Genomic DNA, 20677 nt, shown 5'->3' on the forward strand with positions numbered 1-20677 from the left:
TTACTTCATCAAATATTTATTAAATAAGCTCTCTTGCTTACCTAAAAAATTAGGTCCTATTAACTTCTTGTCAAAAATCGAATCATCCATTGAATACCTACGTTCGCAAATCTCACCACGACGGATACATAAAGAAGTCTCACGAACTGTACGCGCTATTTCAAAAAAAGGAGTAATAGCCCCAATAAGAAAAACTACAATAAAAAAACACTTTATTTTCCTGTTAATATCGGGCATATATATATATTTCATAACAAGTAACATTAAATAAATAGTTAATGGAATATTCGTCCTCATACAAAAATCTGTAGATTCACCTAAATTCACTAAAGAAAAAACCATACAAGTACCAAACATTATCCACAATAAAGAATCTTTCTTATTTTTTTTAAAAACAAAGAAAAGATAAACCACATATTGAGTTAATAAATAAAATAAATATTTACTAGTAGGTTCTCTGAAACTCGATTCTCCTGCTGCAATATTAGATAAATAAAAAATTCCGACGCAAGAAACAATAAGAATGGCAGTAAGATTCTCAATACTAAGATTCTCCTTTACAAATGCTCTCCATCCCATTTTATGCCATTCCTTCACTCCCCAATATACAATTATTGGAGCGAATCCAACAAAAGGAAAAGGAGAAAAAATCAATAGTAAAGAATAAAGAAAAGGAATATATGTCCATTTCCTACTTAACAAAAGCAATATCATTCCGACAAAAAACGGAACAGCTTGATTAAATACCCAAAATAACAATGTTGAAATGGACGATGCCTGAAAAGGTATATGAGACCACTCTAAATGTGGGAAAGTTGTTAAATTTAAAAAAAGTTCAGAAAAATCGTGCGTTTTAAGATAAAACTCAGAGTAACCCAAAATATCAATCCCACTAAAAAATATAAGGATAAACAATACCCCAAGCTTTATGTGTTTTAAATAATCACTTATCAAAAAATAGAAAAGAGATACTCCTAACCAGGTCCATATTAATAAAAAAACATTTCCAACTTCTACAGAATTAAAAAGTTTACCAACTACAGCGGCAGGAAGCCAATAACCAAAATAATAACACAAACTATTACCGCTATTAATAACAGGCCAATCATAGCAAACCAAATCATTAAATATGGCATTCCTCCAATAATGATCTTCATTTTGCCATACATATCGCCCAACTCCGGATAAAATACTCCATAATAACAATATTAACAAAATAGAAAATAACTTTTTGTAGGATATAGAAAGCTCTATTCCGCCAATTACAGAAGTAGTTTTATAGAAACAAAAAAACATTAAGAAACATAAAGGCACAGCCAAATACCAATGACACCACCCAAGAAAAAAAATTAATACTGGAATAAAAAGATAAAATAGTCCAGCAATTCTAATATATCTAGTTTTAATATTAATCATTATTACTCGCTCTTTTTTGAAAATAGAAGAAATTTTCTTGCAAAGAAATTCCAAAGATAAACAATAATTGCTGTTATCAATTTTGAAAGCATATAATACACTCCAAAACAATCAGTAATTAGCCATAATAATCCTGCATTTATCCCCAAACCTATTACCCCTATCAGTGCAAAAAATAAAAATTCCCGAAACCTATTAACCGATCCAAATCCACGAAATACCCATAATATACTAATAATATAATTTACCAATAATCCAACAATAAAAGATATCGTAGCAGAGATTATATAATAGAAATGGCAATATTCTGTAAGAATATACAGCAAAGCAAAATCTACAACAAAAGCCACTCCTCCAACAAAAGTATAACGTATCAATTGGAGTAGAAGATTTTCAGTAGGCTGAATAAATAACCTACGAAATAAATTATTTCTTAATAGCATCTGAAAGGTAAATTAACTTGATTTTGTTTCATGATATTCTTCTTCCGTATTTACTGCCCAAATATTTTCTTTGGAAGTTTTATTGTCCCTGATATTTTTCACAGCCTCCATAGCTGTCAACATAGAATGGTCCATATTATTATAACGATGCTGCCCATTTCTACCAATACAGTACAAATTTTCTATCCCATCAAGAAATGATTTTACTTTATCAAGTTCATAATAAGCTCCAAAATAAGAAGGATAAGCTTTCTTTATTTTTATTTGAGTACTATCTAGCACATCCTTCTTATCAAGAATTCCAATTTTTTCCAACTCATCAATAGCCATCTCTATAAATGCTTTTTCATCCATCTGCCACATTTCATCCCCTTCAGTGCAAAAATACTCTAGCCCAACCCACATTGTGTTTTTGTAATCTTGAACCATATAAGGAGACCAATTATTAAAAATCTGTAGACGACCAATCTTTACATCACGTTCCTGAATATAAATCCAAGTATCCGGTACACGTTTCTGCCATGTTTTAATTGAGGTTTCATTCTTGATTTTCAATTCTTTTACAAGTAAACCAACTGTTATAAAGTCTCGATATGGCAGTTCAGAAGCAATTCTACGTACTTCTACGGGAACTTCAATGCCGTCAATAGCAGCAACTAAGTCTTTGATAGGCATGGAAGACAACAAATAGTCACATCTTCTATTAACAATTTTTCCATTCTCTTCCGAATCTACAGATACAACCTTATTGGCTTCTACATAAATACGAGTCACTTTACTTTTCATTATGACATCCGCATCCGGTTGAATATCTCTGGCAACCGTTTCCCACAACTGTCCCGGACCAAACTTCGGGTAAATAAATCTTTCGATTAGTGATGTTTCTACGTCTTTTTGACTTATATCGTCACTCTTCTTCTTAGGTAAAAACATATTTTTCAATACAGCCATAATAGACAGCCCTTTTACACGCTGCGCCCCCCAATCTGCACCAAGTTTTGACGGATGTACTCCCCACACTTTTTCCGTATAATCTTCAAAAAACATTTTGTAAAGAGGACGTCCAAAACGATTGATATAAAAATCTTCCAAAGATTTTTCTTCACGCTTAAATGCCGCAGAATACAAATACCCCAAACCAGCCTGAACTGTACGGATTAACCCCATATTAGTAAATGTCTGCAACTTTAAAGAGATTGGATAATCAAAGAAATTACGTAAATAAAAGATACGAGAAACTCTTTGACGAAGCAACATCACCCTATCTTCTTGCTCAGGATCTACATTCCCCAATAAAGTCACATCTTTTTCTGTATTAAGTAATATCTGGTCGGAAGAAGGTTTTCCTTGCAAAGGCATTACTTTACTCCACCAACTCATCACCTCATTACTTTTAGAAAAGAAACGATGTCCGCCAATATCAATTCTATTTCCCTTGTAACGCACTGTTTTAGAGATTCCTCCTATCTCGTCAGATTCTTCCAAAACAACAGGGTGTACCGGGGTCTTCAACAATTCATGAGCTGCTGTTAAACCTGCAGGGCCTGCTCCAACAATAATCGCCGTCTTCTTAACTTCTTCCATATCTATCTTTTATTTATCTATCAACAAAGAATTCTTATCTAACTCATTTTTATGTAATAAATACCAATCATATAAACATTCAACAGCCTCTTTTATCGGAGTAAATTTCAAATCCTTATATTCATTTCGTAATCTTTGATTGTCACCGCTATATTCCAATCCCAATCCTTCTTGTGCAATTAGAATCGGTAATTCCAGTTTCCCGGATATCTTTCGAACCATCAAGGCTAATTCATACAAAGATATCGACCGTTCAGGAGTTATATTATATGCCTTATAATGAGGAGTCCCTGATATAAACCAGTCTAAAATGGGCATCAAATCATCTATATATAGATAATCAAAATTACGATTTTGTTTAATTGTTATTGGCAAATCAAACAAAGATTTACAAATTGCATTTGAAATAAATCGTATCGCATAATCTTCATATTTGCCGAAAATACCAAAAACACGTAAATCATAAATATTTCGGCTATGTTCTATCGCCTTTTCACAGACATACTTACAAAAGCCATGTTCGTCAATTGGAATATTATTTTTCCAGTCTTCTTCCTTAACTTTCGGACGATAGTTCCTATTATCATAAATTGCTCCGGAACCTATCACCAACATCTTTTCGTATTGTCCAGAATAACGTTCCAAATTAAAAAACATTCTGGTATTAGTAAAAAACAGATTATTAAAATCTCTGGCATTTCGATGAGTTGGTTTAACAGCTGCGTGAATCACAATATCCGGATGATGCGATACAAAATATTGTGCTACACTCTTCTCATCCGCAACATTCAGTTCTTTACTGGAAGGAGCATCTATCAAATACTTCTCAACTAAAGGACTTTCTAAAATATTCCTCCCTATAAAGCCACTCCCACCAGTTAATAAGATTGTTTTCATTAAGATATATATTTACCAATCTGTTCCACACACAAACTATAAACGTCCTCATTTTTATATCGTTTATACCAATCAACAGTCAATTGGATTGTTCGTTCTATATCTAACCGCGGTTGCCAACCCAATTTAAAATAAACTTTTGAAATATCAAGCATCAGCAATTTTGCTTCATGCAGACTATTGGGAACAGAAGAATCAACAAGAGAACCTTTACCATAATATTTCACGACCAACATCGCTATATCCCAAACATTTGCCACAGACTCTAATTTGGGTCCGAAATTCCATCCTTCACAATAATCAACAGGAGCATTCCACATTTTCTGAGCTAACAACAAATAACCGCTCAAAGGCTCTAACACATGCTGCCATGGACGTATAGATTGAGGACTTCTGATTTCAATATCTTTATTAGCTTCTAATGCCTTGATACAGTCCGGAATTATTCGGTCTTTTGCCCAATCACCACCACCAATCACATTACCGGCCCGTACACTGGCTATTGATTTTCCATGCACATTATAATTAATAGGATTGAAAAAAGAACGTCTCCACGAAGAAATAGCGATCTCGGCACAACCTTTTGAAGAAGAATAAGGATCATAACCTCCCATCGGTTCATTTTCACGATATCCCCACAATTGTTCCGTATTCTCGTAACACTTATCAGTAGTAATCATAACAGCAACTTTTACGCTATTAGTCATACGTACAGCTTCCATTACATGAATTGTACCCATCACATTTGTTTCATAAGTCTCCACTGGAATCTCATAAGATTCTCTGACAAGTGGCTGAGCAGCCAAATGAAAAACGATCTCAGGCTGATAGTCACTAAAGATTTTTTTTATCAGCTCACCGTTACGAATATCTCCCCGTAAATCTGTAATTTTGGTTCCAATCCTGGAAAGGACAAAATTATCTTTCTCTGTAACAGGGGCTAATGCCAGTCCAATCACTTCAGCCCCCAATTCATGCAACCAAATAGAAAGCCACGAACCCTTAAAACCTGTGTGACCGGTTACCAGCACTCTTTTCCCACGATAAAAGTTATGAAAAATATCTACCATTTCACTTTGTTTTTATTCCCAAACTTTCCAAGGAGCCTTGTTTTTTTCCCACATTTCATTCAACTCCGAATTATCTCTCAATGTATCCATCGGCTTCCAAAAACCGCGATGTTTATAAGCATGCATCTCCCCGTCTCTAGCTATTTCTTCTAGGGGTTTACCTTCAAAAACCGTTAAATCTCCATCTTTTATATAATCTATCACGCCCGGCTCACAAATAAAATAGCCAGCATTAATCCAATTACGGTCACCATCCGGTTTTTCCATAAAGGACTTCACCTTATTTGTCCTCAAATCAATCTCCAACGCTCCAAATTTTCCCCCCGGTTTATATGCTGTCACAGAAAGTAAACAACCTGATTTTTCATGTTCTATAATTGTATCTGCAATATTCAGATCTGTCACTCCGTCACCATAGGTTAGAAGGAAACGCTCATTTTCAATATACTTTTGTACCCGTTTAATTCTGCCACCAGTCATTGTATTAAGTCCTGTATCAACCATCGTCACACGCCAATTTTCAGAATGGTTATCCAGTATCTTTACAGAATTATTAGATAAATCTACTGTCATATCACAATTGTGACGGAAATAATTAGCAAAATACTCTTTTATAACATATTGTTTATATCCGCAGCAGATAATAAAATCGTTAATGCCATAATGGCTATAAGTTTTCATTATATGCCATAAAATAGGTTTACCACCAATTTCTACCATCGGCTTTGGTATCAAATTCGTGGCTTCACTCAATCTCGAGCCAAAACCACCGGCTAAAATGACAGCTTTCATGATCTCATTTATTTTGCGTATAATTTACTAATGCGAATCCACAAACGATTTAATCGTATCTACCATAAACTGTAACATTTCCGGTTTCATTCCCGGATATACACCAATCCAGAAGGTATTATTCATTACAAAATCCGTATTTACCAATTCACCTATAACACGATATCCCTTATCACTTTGTTTCATCTCATCAAAAGCAGGATGCTTCAACAAATTACCGGCAAAAAGATTACGAGTCTGAATTCTATTATTTTCCAGATATTCAGATAGTTCATTACGAGTAAAGCCTGCATTTTCTGCCACGGAAATAAGAAAACCGAACCAACTTGGATTAGATTTTTTTTCAGCTTCTGGTAAAATCAACCCCTTTGTTCCTAACAGTTTCTCTTTCAGAAATTTGAAATTGTTTCTACGCGCAGTTACAATCTGATCCAACTTTTCTAATTGAGCACACCCAATAGCAGCTTGCATATCAGTCACCTTCAAATTATACCCAAAGTGAGAATACACATACTTATGATCGTATCCAAGAGGCAGTTCACCATACTGTTTACTAAAACGCGATTTGCATGTATTATCTACCCCTCCTATACACCAACAATCACGCCCCCAATCACGAAACGAATTAATCAACCGATGTAATAGAGGATCATTAGTATAAACCGCCCCTCCTTCTCCCATAGTCATGTGGTGAGGAGGATAAAAACTTGAGGTCCCGATATGACCAAAAGTTCCAGTTTTACGAGTTTCACCTTTTAATGTATATTCCGTTCCAAGCGCATCACAATTATCTTCTACTAACCAAAGATTATGAGTATCACAAAATTCCTTTACGGCCTCCAAATTAAACGCATTTCCCAAGGAATGAGCAATCATTACCGCTTTGGTTTTTTCCGAATAAGCCGCTTCTAACTGTGTAACGTCAATATTATATTCAGGAACAGTAATATCTACAAATACAGGAACTGCACCATACTGTATACATGGAGTTACAGTAGTAGGAAATCCACAGGCTACTGTTATCACTTCATCACCTCTTTTTATTCGGCGTTCCCCCAATTCAGGAGAAGTCAAAGACATGAATGCCAACAAATTAGCAGAGGAACCTGAATTCGTTAATGAACAGAACCTAACTCCCAACCACTCTGCAAGTTTTTTTTCAAAACGATGTGCCCACGGACCAGCAGTCAACCAAAAATCCAAAGAAGAATCTACAAGGTTCACTAATTCTTCTTCATTAAAATAACGACCGCCATAATTAACAAATGTTTCACCTGGGACAAACTCTTTAGACTGTCCGAAAGTTTCAGCGTAATATTCTTTCACAAGTGAAAGTATCTGTTCTTTCAAATTCTTTTCTTTCTGTTCCATTTTAAAAATCCTTAAATCCTCTTATCAAAATCACTTTCAAAGGTTAGCCACTTCTATAATTAAATGCACAAAGATATGAAATATTGCATGTCCTTTACATTTATTATACAAAAAAGATTATTTTCCCATACTGTTTAATACATCCACAGCCTCGGTTACCGCTACAGCAAAATATTCACCCTTAGAAAGTTTACGGCTGATTACAGCAACGTTCTTTTGCATTTCAACATACTGTTCCAAAGTCAATCCTGACAAAATCTTATCCAAATCTTTTAAAGAATCAACACATATACCAATTTTATGTTCACGAACAAAAGAAGCTAAAGCTGCTTTGTTCCAAATAATAATAGGTAATCCGCAGCGAATATAAAGCGAAGTTTTATGAGGATTATTATATTGAAGATATTCTCCCCAATCACCGATACAGGAAGAAACTGACGAGCCATCCCACACTAACCCAAAGTCTCCCTGTGCAGTAGCAATTAAGTCATCGGACTTAACAAATTCCATATAAGTAAAATGCTCTTTCCCTTTCACCTTATCAAGTTCAAAACCTGATCCATAAAGATTTAGATGGAACGAAGAATCAACATGAGCACCGATTTCATATAAAAAAGCATTTTTTCTAGGATTTAGCCCACCCGCATAAAGTATCTTAAACGGTTTCCGCACCTGCCTAGAAACGGGCGCAACAGAAGCGGAAAGATAATCGAAAATCCCCAATACCCCCACCTGGGCCTGACAATGATGAAGTTCAAGCCACTGCTTCATCTTTTCATTATGAGCAATAATATAATCCGAATGATTCAAACGTCTAATTTCTTGTCCAACAGTCAATTTCTTTCGACGGAAGCTACCTAAATCATGGATAATTGTCACAACCTTGACACCTCTGAGATGTGCCATATTACAAACAAACGTATAATATTTTTTTAATGGGTATTGTAAAACCAGGACATCTCCTTTACGAAAACAAAAAGGAGCTTTTAACACTCCCAAAAGAGTTACGGCAAACGCCAATATACTGTTATGATAAGTAGTTTGTTTCAATCCCACATTCCGAAATGACAATTCAGACATAATCTGTTCAATATCAGATTTAGCCTTATTCCCTGCGCTAGAAAGCCCTTTATAATTACGAGACAAATAACAATTCATATTATTTTTTGCTAATTTCTATTTCCTTTTCCGCTAACCTCAACGCCGCCTCTACCGTATCATCCATATCCAGATAAGCATATTTTCCCAAACGTCCACCGAATAACACATTACTCTCTCGTTTACCAAGCTCCTGATATTTATAATATAGTTTCATATTTTTTTCATCATTCACCGGATAATAAGGTTCCTTCCCCACTTCAAATGAATCCGGATATTCATAAGTTATCACCGTTGTCGGCTGAACACCAAACTCAAAATGCTTATGTTCAATTACCCTCGTATAAGGAACCTCACGCTCGCAATAATTAACAACAGCGTTACCTTGAAAATTGTCAATATCCAAATGATGATGTTCAAAACATAGACTACGATATTCCAAATGCCCAAAACAATAGTCAAAATATTCGTCAACACAACCTGTGAAAAGAATTTTATCAGCCATCTCCTCCAATTCATTTCTGTTGTCAGAGAAATTTATACCCAAACGAACATCAACACTCTCCAATAAAGAATCTATCAAAACATTATACCCTCCGTAAGGAATACCCTGATAAGCATCATTAAAATAATTATTATCATATACAAAACGAAAAGGAATTCTTTTGATAATAAAAGGTGGCAGCTCTTTAGCCGAACGTCCCCATTGTTTTTCCGTATATCCCTTAATCAGACAAATATAAATATCTTTTCCACATAGCTTCAATGCTTGTTCTTCTAAATTTTGCGGGATTTTTATATAATCATATTCCTTACGCTGTTCTTCTATTTTCGCCTTTGCCTCTACAGGAGTTTTAACCCCCCATAATTGGGAAAAGGTATTCATATTAAAAGGCAAATTATATAGTTTTCCCCCAAAACAAGCCAGCGGTGAATTCGTATATCGATTAAATCTTACAAATCGATTTACAAATTCCCACACTTCCGAATTATCTGTATGAAAGATATGGGCTCCATATTTATGAACACGTATTCCTTCAATTTCTTCACAATAAATATTTCCACCTTTATGAGAACGTTTATCTATCACTATACAGGAATAACCTGCCTGACGCATCCGATAAGCAAATACAGCTCCATATAAACCTGCGCCCACAATTAAATAGTCATACTTCCGTTCCATAAAATAGCCTTGAATTACAATAATTAGACAAAGATACGCAAAATACACTTAGAAACGGAAGGGATTTTATTATTTTTATTACATTTGCCCAATCATTTAAAAGTATCCGAATATATGAAAATAGGTTTCGACGGTAAACGAGCCGTACAAAACAATACAGGACTGGGTAATTACAGTCGTTTTGTAATAGATATATTGAGCGAATATTATAAAGAAAATCAATACCTAATCTATGCTCCAAAACATAAAGAAAATAAGATTCTGACACGCATTCTTCAAAAAGACAATACACAAATGATATATCCCATGTCTTTTTTATGGAAAAAATATAAATCTTTATGGAGAACATGGGGTATTAACAACCAGATAAAACAAGAAGGAGTTACACTTTTTCACGGACTTAGTAACGAACTTCCGTTAAACATAAAAAAAAGCCGGACAAAAAGCATAGTAACCATACATGACCTTATCTTTATCCGTTACCCACAATTCTATAAATGGATTGATAGATATATATATACTTACAAATTCAGAAAAGCATGCGAAAATAGCAATCGCATTATCGCTATAAGCGAAATGACAAAGCGTGACATTATAGCTTTTTTCGGGATAGACGAACAGAAAATAGATGTTGTTTATCAAAGTTGTCATCCTATCTTTGAACAAGTAACTAGTAATGAACAAAAACAACAAGTACGACTTAAATACCAGTTACCCGACAAATATATTTTAAATGTAGGCAGTATCGAAAGCCGTAAGAATTTACTCTTAATCGTAAAAGCCCTGAATTATATTCCTGAGGAAATACATTTAGTCGCTATCGGGAAAAGAACAACCTATACTGATAAAATCGAAGAATACATAACTGATCATCGACTCAACCAACGAGTACACATTTTACATAATATTCCTTTTCAAGAGTTACCCGTATTTTATCAATTGGCAGAATTATTCGTATATCCCTCTTTCTTTGAAGGTTTCGGTATCCCTATCATTGAAGCTATACATTCCGGTTTACCGGTTATTGCCGCCATGGGTTCATGCTTAGAAGAGGCGGGTGGTCCCGGTTCCATCTATATCGATCCAAACGACGAACAAGGACTTGCACAAAATATAAATAAAATTCTATCTTCTCCCAAATTAGCTGATGAAATGAGAGCAAAAGGGAAATCATACGTAAAACGTTTTTCCCGTCAGGTTATAGCTCGAAATATCATGCAAGTATATCAAAAAGCGTTAATTACCAACTAGGCTTGAGAGCTAACTTTGCTTGAAAATCCAACAACTCAAAACGCGCGGCACAGCGGGGTAAAAGGAAAGGTTCATTATTTTTCTTCATTCGTTCATTCATTGTAGTGAAAGCCAACTTATATCCCGCATCCCTGACTGCCGCAAGAGCCGTTTCACTGATATCTCCTTGTTTCAGATTTCCATTTGGAAAAGCTAGATAATCGCATTCACAGCCCAATTTCTGTTGAAGGATACGCTTACTTTCAAAAATCTGCCTGCGTGTCTCTTTCATTTGTTGAGATGAATTGCAAATGAAATGGTCCAAACAGTGAGAGCCGATAATGCAGTCATAATTCTGTTTCAATATAGAAAGCTCATCCCAATCCATCGGGGCATCAGAAGAAAATTTATCATAAAGTTCTTTCAACTCATCCTCTTCAAGGTTACTTTCCAATTGTGCAGAAATTAAATTCACCTTAGTTATATCAGAATGTTTTAAGGCCTCATTCACCTTTCTCATTACAGCAACCCTATCGAAATCCGACGTTAGATTACAATCTATGCCTAAGCACTCAATCCGGACATGAGTAGTTTGTTTATCCAATAAAATAGCCCTATTAATGAAAGTTGAGAAACGCTTACCTTCATCCAAATGCCTAACAGAAACAAACACTGTAAAAGGAAGGGATAAAGAATCCAAAATAGGAGCTGCAACTGTCAGATTATTTCTATAACCATCATCAAAAGTAATAACAACCTCCTTCCCTGTAAATCCAGATGAGACAAATCTTTCATAATATTCGTCCATTGATATCACTTCATAATATTTTTTCAAGTATTGCATTTCCTTCTCAAACACTTCTGGCGGCAGATGTAACGACTGCACCGATGAATCCACAATTTTATCAACACCATGATAAAACAACACCCTTGGAGTTTTATTGAGTGTACGCAACAGTCCGAGAATCCCCAAGCTAACCATAGCCCTCTTTAAAAAGATATGTCGCATGAATATATCCATTATTTAATTAAGCAAAGCTATATAAAGTTTTTAAAAGAAGCAATTAATAGCCGAGAAAAGTATTATCTTTGTCCGGAATTAGAATATTCAGAAATAATGGAAAAAGATTCAACTATCTTAGTAACAGGAGGAGCAGGATTCATTGGTTCCAATTTATGTGAACATCTCCTTAATAAGGGATACCAAGTGGTATGTTTAGATAATTTTGCTACAGGAAAGCCCGAAAACATACAACAACATTTCAATAACCCAGCTTTTAAACTAATAGTAGGTGACATACGTAATCTTGAAGATTGCCGTAAAGCTGTAGAAAAAGCAGACTACGTACTACACGAAGCAGCATTGGGTTCCGTTCCCCGCTCAATAAAAGATCCGATTACGACTAATGAAGTCAATATCGGAGGGTTTCTGAATATGTTGATTGCCGCTAGAGACGCTAAAGTAAAACGATTTATTTATGCAGCCAGTTCCTCCACTTACGGAGATTCCCAATCACTTCCCAAAATGGAAGATGTAATAGGGAAACCGTTATCGCCTTACGCTATAACTAAATACGTCAATGAATTATATGCTGACGTATTTTCCAAAACATACGGAATCGAATGTATCGGACTACGTTATTTTAATGTATTCGGACGCCGTCAGGATCCCAACGGAGCCTATGCTGCTGTCATCCCTCTCTTCGTTAAATTGTTGATGAAACATGAATCTCCTGTAATCAACGGAAACGGGGAGTATTCCAGAGATTTTACTTATATCGAGAATGTCATTCAAATGAACATGTTAGCATTGTCTACCAATAACCTTGAGGCTGTTAACACTGTATACAATACAGCTTTTGGAGAACGAACCACCCTCAATCAACTGGTAGATTACTTAAAAGAATTCCTAAGTGTTTATGACCACGATATCGCATCGGTCGAAATCAAGCATGGTCCCAATAGAATTGGAGACATTCCCCATTCTCTTGCCTGCATTGACAAAGCCCGGAAATTACTAGGTTACATACCTCAATATAGTATGAGAGAAGGACTGAAAGAAGCGGTAAAATGGTATTGGACAAACCTAAAATAAAGAGTATGGGAAACATAAAAATAGGCATCATCGGATTAGGTTATGTGGGATTACCATTGGCACGGCTGTTTGCGACGAAGTATCCAGTTGTAGGTTTTGACGCCCAAAAAGCAAGAGTTGAAGAACTTATGAAAGGACATGATTCGACTCTGGAGGTTGATGACCAAACCTTGTGCTCTGTATTAAAGAAAAAGATACCCTCCGAAAAGGAAACCGGATTATATTGCTCAGACAAAGCGGAAGACTTGAAAGGTTGCAATTATTACATTATTTGTGTTCCAACTCCTGTAGACAGACATCACAGTCCCGATTTATTACCCTTATATAAAGCAAGTGAAACTGTAGCTACAGTGATTAACAAAGGAGATATCGTTATTTATGAATCTACTGTTTATCCTGGAGTAACTGAAGAAGAATGTATACCTGTAATTGAGAAAATCTCCGGGTTCACATTCAACGTTGACTTCTTTGCCGGATATTCTCCAGAACGTATCAACCCCGGAGATAAACAACACACTGTAGAAAAAATAAAAAAAGTCACTTCCGGTTCTACTCCTGAAGTAGGAAAAAAAATCGATAATCTTTATAGTTCCGTAATCACCGCAGGTACCCATCTGGCTTCAAGTATCAAAGTGGCGGAGGCTGCCAAAGTTATTGAAAACTCCCAAAGAGATATCAATATTGCATTTGTCAATGAATTATCTAAAATATTTAACTTAATTGGCATCGACACACAAGAAGTACTGGAAGCCGCTGCCACCAAATGGAACTTTCTACCTTTTAAACCCGGTTTGGTTGGTGGGCACTGTATCGGTGTAGACCCCTATTATCTTGCCCAAAAAGCACAAGATTACGGATATCATCCAGAAGTCATACTTGCCGGACGAAGAATGAATGACAGTATGGGTGAATATATCGCTAATCAAGTAGTAAAATGTTTGATAAAAAAAGGGAATTACATAAAAGGGGCCCAAATTCTAATCCTAGGATATACATTTAAGGAAAATTGTCCTGACGTACGTAATACGAAAGTTTATGATATTGTAAAAGCACTGGAAGACTACGATACCCAGATTACAATATATGATTGTTGGGCTAAACCGGTTGAAGTGAAACGAGAATACAATCTGGAACTGACAAATGTTCTCCCTGTCAAGAAGTTTGATGCAATAGTTCTCGCTGTAGCACACAAAGAATTCTTGCAACTCAATATCAAAAACATGATAAAAGAAAACGGAATCATCTATGATGTAAAAGGTTTGCTCAATAGTGACATAGTAGACGGACGTTTATAAATATTTATGACTGACTACCAAATTAATCCTAAATATAGAAACTTAAAAGAGTGCATTCTTTCCATACCGGAACGTTTCGACAAAGAAGGAGAAATAATATATAAGGGGAGAAACACACTTAAAATAATTGTATGTGGTGGTATACGCATGTGTGTTAAAGCATTTAAAATACCTCATTTCATAAACAAAATAGCTTATGCCTATTTGCGGAAGTCTAAGGCAGAACGTTCTTTCATATATGCTACTCGTTTTCATCAGCTAGGAATCAACACACCTGAACCGATAGCATTCATTCTGTACCAAGACAATTTCGGATTGACAAAAAGTTATTATATTTGTCGTCAATTGGATTATGACTTTACTTTCAGAGGAATTATTAACCTCCCCCCTATGGAACAAGAAACTGTACTCCGGGAATTCGTTCGGTTCACTTATAATTTTCATCAAAAAGGAGTATACTTTATCGACCATTCTCCAGGGAACACTTTGATACGTAAGGAAAACGATGGAACCTTCAGCTTTTACTTAGTCGATTTAAACCGAACTCAATTTACTAAAGTATCCGCCCCCAAAGGACTAAAGAATCTATCCAACCTCGAAGCTTCCCACAATATGTTGCATATTATGGGAGAAGAATATGCCCTTCTAACCCATAGTGATGCAAAATCCACCATCCAAAAACTAATTCAACTAACCGAAACACATAACAAAATAACTGAAAGAAAAAGTTTTATTCGAAACACCCGAAGAAAAATTAAACATTTACTGACTCCATAAGATATCGTTCTATATTTCGTGCCAGTACATTCCAATCAAAGTTCTCTACATTCTTACGTGCAGCCTTTCCAAGCCGCGCTCTTAGCTCTTCATCCTCGAACAGAGTTCTCAATTTACGGCGTATCATAAAAGAATACCTCCAAGTATTCAAACCAGTCACCCCATCTATCAATAGGTCACGTGTACCAGCTTTTGTAGCGATTACAGGAAGAGCACATGCCATTGCTTCCGCTACAGTATTGGACCAACCTGCATGTCCTTCGGCCGCAACAAAAACATCCGCCCGGTTAAAAAGTTCCGAATTCTTATCAAAAGGGTGATTCTGAATAAAGTCAAAAGGCACACAAGTTGAAAAATTGTCTATCATTTTTTGTGCTTTCTCACTTATTGCCGTATCAAATAAAAGCAACTTTATATTATATCCTTTCTTGTATAATTTTTCACACGCCCTAACTACATACTTTGTACCTTTCACCTTTTCTGCCAAACGCCCGTAAGCCATCACACAGAAAGGTCGCCCCTGAACCAAATAATCCGTTTTTACCTGATAATTGGAAACATTTACCCCTCCAAGAGCCTTAAAAGGTTCAATTCCATATTTTTTCTTATCATATAAATAGATATTTGTGGAACAAGCAAAAATCTCAATATCAGGATATTTGAAGGCTTTACGGATTTTTTCAGTTATCCGTACGTGATACAAAATTTTCCTCTTTGTATTAGCTGTGACTAACTGTTCCAGAAACTTCACTTCCGTTGTAAACAGTGCATCAAGGTTATCCGTTTTCAGTTTATCAAAAGTCTTTGTTTCTCCTTTAAAGTCAAACCAGACTGGCGTTTTTCCTTCTACCGTATACACAGTAAAAGTATGTCCCAGCTCTATAAAAATATTTCCTAACTCCAAAAAACGCTTTACTCCGCCATAAAGCTTAGTATGAGGTAATATAACTCCTAAATGCATATTATTTTAATTTATTTTCCCATAAATTCTTCGAATGTAGGTTCTTCTTAAACGAACATAAAATTTTTTTCAATCGACTACGGATAATATCTTTGTTTAAAGTCAGATTATCTATCCTTTCTATCGAATTCATATCAAAACACTCTCCTCTCTTCAAAATATTCCGCATAAAAGAAGCAGAAGTAATACCCCATTTCAATAAAAACTGCGTACTGCCATCATTCTTCTTTACCCGTCCTGTTGAACGAGCTTCAAAATGATAGACACGGCTAGCGGAGATTCCCTTAAACAACCGTATTCCTGCCATCCATAATTTTGCTGAGAAATCCGGATCACTGTACATACCCGGTGAAAATTCAATACTGTATCCGCCTACTAAATCCCAGATATCACGATGTACAACATTAGGCGGCCAAGTAGAACCGAACCAGTCTGAATGAGGTAACAAATGATATTTGTCCAGAAGTTCTTCTTCATTGAACGTATCCACACTCTCACCAAAATTGGCAGGTGCTATAACACTCTTACAAAAAAACGGACGAGGTTGGATTAAAGTAGCAGATAAAAAGAATTTATTATCCGGTAAAGAGCGGATTTCATTCCATAATGCACTATCCCAACCAGGACAAACATACATATCATCATTCATATACAATATATAATCTGTTTTCACCAGAGGGCGCAATCCGTTTAATGCCCAACAAACCCCTATATTATCCTCACTATAAGTATATTCATACTCTTTTTGTTGTCTCAACCATTCTAGCGTACCATCTCTTCCTTCATTAACATGAATTAAAATCTGATGCTTATATGCCGAATTCTTTTTTATGCTAGCAAGGCACAATTTAAGATAATCCAAATTATTCCATGTTGGAATAAGAATCGAAAATATTCTTTCGTTTTTTCCTAATGAATCCTTCTGCATATTTACATTTTTATTGTTACACAATAGTTCCTTCAACCTTCTCTATCACCTGTTCAGGACTTATACCGCACAAACATGCATAATCCCCCCGCCAACACGGCTTCTGTCCATACACTGAACAAGGGCGGCACGGCAAATCGAGTTGTACCGTATTGACCGGCAACTGTTTCCAGCCCATAAAACCTGCATAAGGATGCGTTGCCCCCCAAACAGAAACAACCGGGATATTCACTAAAGACGCCAGATGCATATTGGCCGAATCCATAGACAACATTACGTCCAGATGGCTCATCAGATTCAATTCCGTACGCATATTCAGTTTGCCAATCATCGAAACAACCGAAGGGTATTTGGCAATCCAGGCATCAAAGATTTCTTGTTCTTTTTTCCCGCCTCCGAACAAAAAAACCTTTACCGACGGGTCGGCGGCAAAATGGGCGACCACCCGTTCCTGCAACTCCAACGGATAAATTTTACCGGCATGCTTGGCAAAAGGAGCGATACCAATCCATTTCCGATTCTCTTTCGGACCGGTAACAGGTTCTATTTCCGCAAAGTTTCCCTTTCCTTCCCCATATATAGAAGAGAAATTCAGCAAAACCGGGAAACCTAACTTCTCCAAAACATCCGCATAGCGACGAAAAGAACTCTTCTGGCTCTCCATCACTTTATGCTGACGGCGAACCAACTTCTTCTTACCCGCTCTTCCCTTACAAATGGAAGCGACTGAAATGTTTGCAAGACGAAACCGCAAACACAGATATCTTGCACGAAGTACATGATGGAAATCCGCGACACAATCAAAATGCATTCTCCTCAGCTCCGAGTAGAGATGATTCAACCCCCATAAGCCTTTGTGCTTACCGGTCAAGTCTGCTCCGATAAAACTTACATTACCGGGTAACTCCTGGAAAAGAGGCTGCCACACAGCACGGCTCAACACGGTTATCTCGTGTTGAGGGTATTGTACGGCAAATGAATAAATGACCGGTATTGTCATTGCGACATCGCCAAGAGCCGAAAAACGGATAATAAGAATACGCGCCATTCGTCATTTCTTAGCATACAACACCGGATTCAATGCCGGGTCGTTATACATCTTCATCTGTTTATAGACTTTCATATATTTTCTTCCGGCTTCAATATCAGCCAATAACTGATCAATAGCCGCAGAAAGGTCTTTCCGCTGTTCCAACAGGATATCCAGCTTGTTCTGACATTGCACCCGATGTTCTTCCGTAGTATCCGTACGTTCCACCTCCTGCTGCATGTGATAAATTTTCAAAGCGAGAATGGAAAGACGATCGACAGCCCATGCCGGACTCTCCGTATTGATTGTCGCATCCGGAAGTAATTTTACGCCTTTATATTTGTCAAGGAAGTAACTGTCAATCAATTCCACCAAATCCGTACGGTCTTGATTGGACTTATCAATTCTTCTTTTCAAAGCCAATGCTTCCACAGGGTCAATCTGAGGGTCGCGAATAATATCTTCGAAATGCCATTGAACGGCGTCAATCCAATTCTTCAGGTATAAATAATACTCTATTGATTTTAACTCGTAAGGATTGTTCATCGGCGCATCCACACTGTCCGTTACGTGATAATCTATCGTAGACTTCTCAAAAATATCGTTGCAAAGGTTACTAAATGTCATAATCTTAACTAAATAGATATATAATAGGGCAAAGCTATGTAATATTTTTCAGACAAGCAACCGTTTCTTACTTTTTTATTTCCTACCTTTGTAGATATAAAAGAGAATTGTACATGAAAATTGTTATCGACAACAAGATACCTTATATAAAAGAAGCGGCAGACAAAATCGCCGATGAAACCGTCTACGTTTCCGGTAAAGATTTCACGCCGGAATTAGTGCGGGACGCGGATGCGCTTATCATCCGGACACGGACCCGTTGCAACCGGGAACTGCTGGAAGGCAGCCGGGTAAAATTCATAGCGACAGCCACTATCGGCTTCGACCACATCGACACCGCATACTGCGAAAAAGCCGGAATTGAATGGACCAACGCTCCGGGCTGCAATTCATCCTCCGTGGCCCAATATGTACAATCCTCGCTCTTAGTCTGGAAATCCGTAAGAAACAGGAGACTGGACGGGCTGACTATCGGAATCGTAGGAGCAGGAAATGTAGGGAGCAAAGTAGCCAAAGTAGTCGGGAATTTCGGAATGCGCATTCTACTCAATGATTTGCCGCGGGAAGAAAAAGAAGGAAGCCAAACTTTCACCTCCCTGCAAAAATTAGCGGAAGAATGTGATGTCATTACGTTCCATGTACCTTTATATAAGGAAGGGAGATACAAGACATTCCATCTGGCGGATGAAACGTTTTTCCGGTCATTGAAACGGAAACCGGTCATCATCAATACTTCGCGGGGGGAAGTCATCGACACATGCGCCCTGTTAGATGCATTGAACGACGGAAGCGTAACAGATGCCATTATCGACGTGTGGGAACATGAGCCGGATATCAACCGCGAATTACTTGCCAAAGCTTTTATCAGTACTCCGCATATCGCCGGATATTCCGCCGACGGGAAAGTAAATGCGACACGCATGTCATTGGATGCGGTCTGCAGATTTTTCCAGATAAAAGGCGACTATGAGATTAACGCCCCTGCACCGGCCTCCCCCGTTATCCATGCAAAGAACTACGAAGAAGCATTGCTCCGGATATACAACCCGGCAGAAGACAGCAACCGGTTAAAACAACAACCCGGATTATTCGAGTCTCTGCGTGGGAATTACCCTTTGCGAAGGGAAGAAAAAGCATACACAATCGAATTGTAAGTGGGACGAAAGTTTCCAACTTTAACCGCCGGCAACAAAAATATCATTCAAGCCCGCCGTTCAGCACCCGCTCTATGACAACCGGGAAATGCTCATATTCCAAGGCATGCACTTTCCTGGCTACATCATCGGGAGAATCTTCCGGAAGAACAGGACAAACAGCTTGAAAAATCACGCTTCCTTCATCGTAACGCTCATTAATATAATGTATGGTGATGCCGCTCTCTTTCTCGCCGGCAGCCACCACCGCCTGGTGGACACGTTCCCCATACATTCCCTTTCCCCCGTATTTCGGAAGAAGAGCAGGATGTATATTTATGATTTTATTGGGATAAGCATGCAAAAGCAAATCCGGGACCCGAAACAGGAAACCTGCCAGCACAATGAAATCGATACGGTACTCCTGCAAAACAGCCAGAATCTCGTCACCGGCCATCCAATCCTCCTTCGGAAATACGTTGGAAGGTACTTTTAAACGGCGTGCACGCTCCAAAACATAAGCGTCACTTTTGTTGGAAAGCACCAAGGAGACCCCGACAGCTTCACTCTTCCGGAAATACCGGATGATATTCTCAGCATTCGAACCGGAACCGGAAGCAAAAATTGCGATGTTTTTCTTCATAACTCTCAATTTCAATGCACAAAACAGTGAAAAATGTGCAAAACATTGTATTTATTTAGTCAAATATTTGCGCAAAACGATAAATATTCATTCCTTTGCACCGC

20 protein-coding genes are annotated in these 20677 nt (G+C 37.2%); 5 read left to right on the plus strand and 15 right to left on the minus strand.

The annotated features are described in order from the left end of the window. From Q5076_RS08005 to glf, 9 genes are all read right to left on the minus strand, one after another. Positions 1-1416: a hypothetical protein gene (locus Q5076_RS08005; RefSeq protein ID WP_303012262.1), complete on the minus strand. Its 1416-nt coding sequence runs from the start codon at positions 1414-1416 to the stop codon at positions 1-3. A gap of 2 nt (positions 1417-1418) precedes the next feature. Next, a complete protein-coding gene (locus Q5076_RS08010) occupies positions 1419-1859 on the minus strand; it encodes a GtrA family protein (RefSeq protein ID WP_303012264.1) in 441 nt (146 codons plus the stop codon). 12 nt (positions 1860-1871) lie between these two features. Then, positions 1872-3443 carry an NAD(P)/FAD-dependent oxidoreductase gene (locus Q5076_RS08015; RefSeq protein ID WP_303012265.1) on the minus strand — a complete coding sequence of 524 codons (1572 nt, stop codon included), beginning with the start codon at positions 3441-3443 and terminating at the stop codon, positions 1872-1874. A gap of 9 nt (positions 3444-3452) precedes the next feature. Continuing rightward, positions 3453-4340 (minus strand): NAD(P)-dependent oxidoreductase, encoded by an 888-nt coding sequence (locus Q5076_RS08020; RefSeq protein WP_303012266.1) that lies wholly within the window; start codon positions 4338-4340, stop codon positions 3453-3455. Further along, positions 4340-5410, minus strand: coding sequence for a CDP-glucose 4,6-dehydratase (gene rfbG, locus Q5076_RS08025; RefSeq protein WP_303012267.1), 1071 nt, complete (start codon positions 5408-5410; stop codon positions 4340-4342). The genes Q5076_RS08020 and rfbG overlap by 1 nt, the downstream gene beginning before the upstream one ends. 12 nt (positions 5411-5422) lie before the next feature. Continuing rightward, positions 5423-6202 (minus strand): glucose-1-phosphate cytidylyltransferase, encoded by a 780-nt coding sequence (rfbF, locus tag Q5076_RS08030; RefSeq protein WP_303012268.1) that lies wholly within the window; start codon positions 6200-6202, stop codon positions 5423-5425. A 27-nt stretch (positions 6203-6229) separates the two neighbouring features. Then, on the minus strand, positions 6230-7573 hold the full coding sequence (gene rfbH, locus Q5076_RS08035; protein ID WP_303012269.1) for a lipopolysaccharide biosynthesis protein RfbH: 1344 nt from the start codon (positions 7571-7573) through the stop codon (positions 6230-6232). A gap of 117 nt (positions 7574-7690) precedes the next feature. Continuing rightward, positions 7691-8731, minus strand: coding sequence for a galactofuranosyltransferase (locus tag Q5076_RS08040; protein WP_303012270.1), 1041 nt, complete (start codon positions 8729-8731; stop codon positions 7691-7693). Between the two features lies 1 nt (position 8732). Then, positions 8733-9854 (minus strand): UDP-galactopyranose mutase, encoded by a 1122-nt coding sequence (gene glf / locus Q5076_RS08045; protein ID WP_303012271.1) that lies wholly within the window; start codon positions 9852-9854, stop codon positions 8733-8735. A gap of 114 nt (positions 9855-9968) precedes the next feature. Here glf and Q5076_RS08050 point away from each other — a divergent pair, with 114 nt between their 5' ends. Beyond that, a complete protein-coding gene (locus Q5076_RS08050; protein WP_303012272.1) occupies positions 9969-11105 on the plus strand; it encodes a glycosyltransferase family 1 protein in 1137 nt (378 codons plus the stop codon). Here Q5076_RS08050 and Q5076_RS08055 read toward each other — a convergent pair. Beyond that, on the minus strand, positions 11095-12105 hold the full coding sequence (locus Q5076_RS08055; protein ID WP_303012273.1) for a polysaccharide deacetylase family protein: 1011 nt from the start codon (positions 12103-12105) through the stop codon (positions 11095-11097). The genes Q5076_RS08050 and Q5076_RS08055 overlap by 11 nt on opposite strands. A 96-nt stretch (positions 12106-12201) precedes the next feature. Here Q5076_RS08055 and Q5076_RS08060 point away from each other — a divergent pair, with 96 nt between their 5' ends. The 3 genes from Q5076_RS08060 to Q5076_RS08070 are packed head-to-tail and all read left to right on the plus strand — an operon-like array spanning position 12202 to position 15251. Then, positions 12202-13179, plus strand: a complete 978-nt coding sequence (locus Q5076_RS08060) for an SDR family oxidoreductase (RefSeq protein ID WP_303012288.1) — start codon at positions 12202-12204, stop codon at positions 13177-13179. 5 nt (positions 13180-13184) lie between these two features. Then, a complete protein-coding gene (locus Q5076_RS08065) occupies positions 13185-14474 on the plus strand; it encodes a nucleotide sugar dehydrogenase (RefSeq protein WP_303012274.1) in 1290 nt (429 codons plus the stop codon). A 6-nt stretch (positions 14475-14480) separates the two neighbouring features. Then, positions 14481-15251 carry a lipopolysaccharide kinase InaA family protein gene (locus Q5076_RS08070; RefSeq protein WP_303012275.1) on the plus strand — a complete coding sequence of 257 codons (771 nt, stop codon included), beginning with the start codon at positions 14481-14483 and terminating at the stop codon, positions 15249-15251. On the opposite strand, the gene Q5076_RS08075 is transcribed toward Q5076_RS08070, so the two are convergent. From Q5076_RS08075 to Q5076_RS08090, 4 genes are read right to left on the minus strand one after another with little or no spacing between them, the layout of a single operon-like run. Beyond that, positions 15229-16212: a glycosyltransferase family 4 protein gene (locus Q5076_RS08075; protein ID WP_303012277.1), complete on the minus strand. Its 984-nt coding sequence runs from the start codon at positions 16210-16212 to the stop codon at positions 15229-15231. The two genes, Q5076_RS08070 and Q5076_RS08075, sit on opposite strands and share 23 nt — an antisense overlap. A gap of 1 nt (position 16213) precedes the next feature. Then, on the minus strand, positions 16214-17140 hold the full coding sequence (locus Q5076_RS08080; protein ID WP_303012278.1) for a glycosyltransferase family 2 protein: 927 nt from the start codon (positions 17138-17140) through the stop codon (positions 16214-16216). Between the two features lie 16 nt (positions 17141-17156). After that, positions 17157-18188, minus strand: a complete 1032-nt coding sequence (locus Q5076_RS08085) for a glycosyltransferase family 9 protein (protein ID WP_303012280.1) — start codon at positions 18186-18188, stop codon at positions 17157-17159. A gap of 3 nt (positions 18189-18191) precedes the next feature. Continuing rightward, the gene (locus Q5076_RS08090) at positions 18192-18797 is read right to left on the minus strand and encodes a DUF4254 domain-containing protein (protein WP_303012281.1); all 606 of its coding nucleotides are present in this window, start codon (positions 18795-18797) and stop codon (positions 18192-18194) included. Between the two features lie 113 nt (positions 18798-18910). Between Q5076_RS08090 and pdxB the strand changes: the two genes are divergently transcribed. Further along, complete coding sequence (gene pdxB, locus Q5076_RS08095) at positions 18911-19951, plus strand: 4-phosphoerythronate dehydrogenase PdxB (protein ID WP_303012282.1); 1041 nt, start codon at positions 18911-18913, stop codon at positions 19949-19951. Between the two features lie 43 nt (positions 19952-19994). On the opposite strand, the gene purN is transcribed toward pdxB, so the two are convergent. Further along, the gene (gene purN / locus Q5076_RS08100; protein ID WP_303012289.1) at positions 19995-20624 is read right to left on the minus strand and encodes a phosphoribosylglycinamide formyltransferase; all 630 of its coding nucleotides are present in this window, start codon (positions 20622-20624) and stop codon (positions 19995-19997) included. Between the last annotated feature and the right edge of the window lie 53 nt (positions 20625-20677).

The organism is uncultured Bacteroides sp. (assembly GCF_958445495.1).
Classification (GTDB): domain Bacteria; phylum Bacteroidota; class Bacteroidia; order Bacteroidales; family Bacteroidaceae; genus Bacteroides.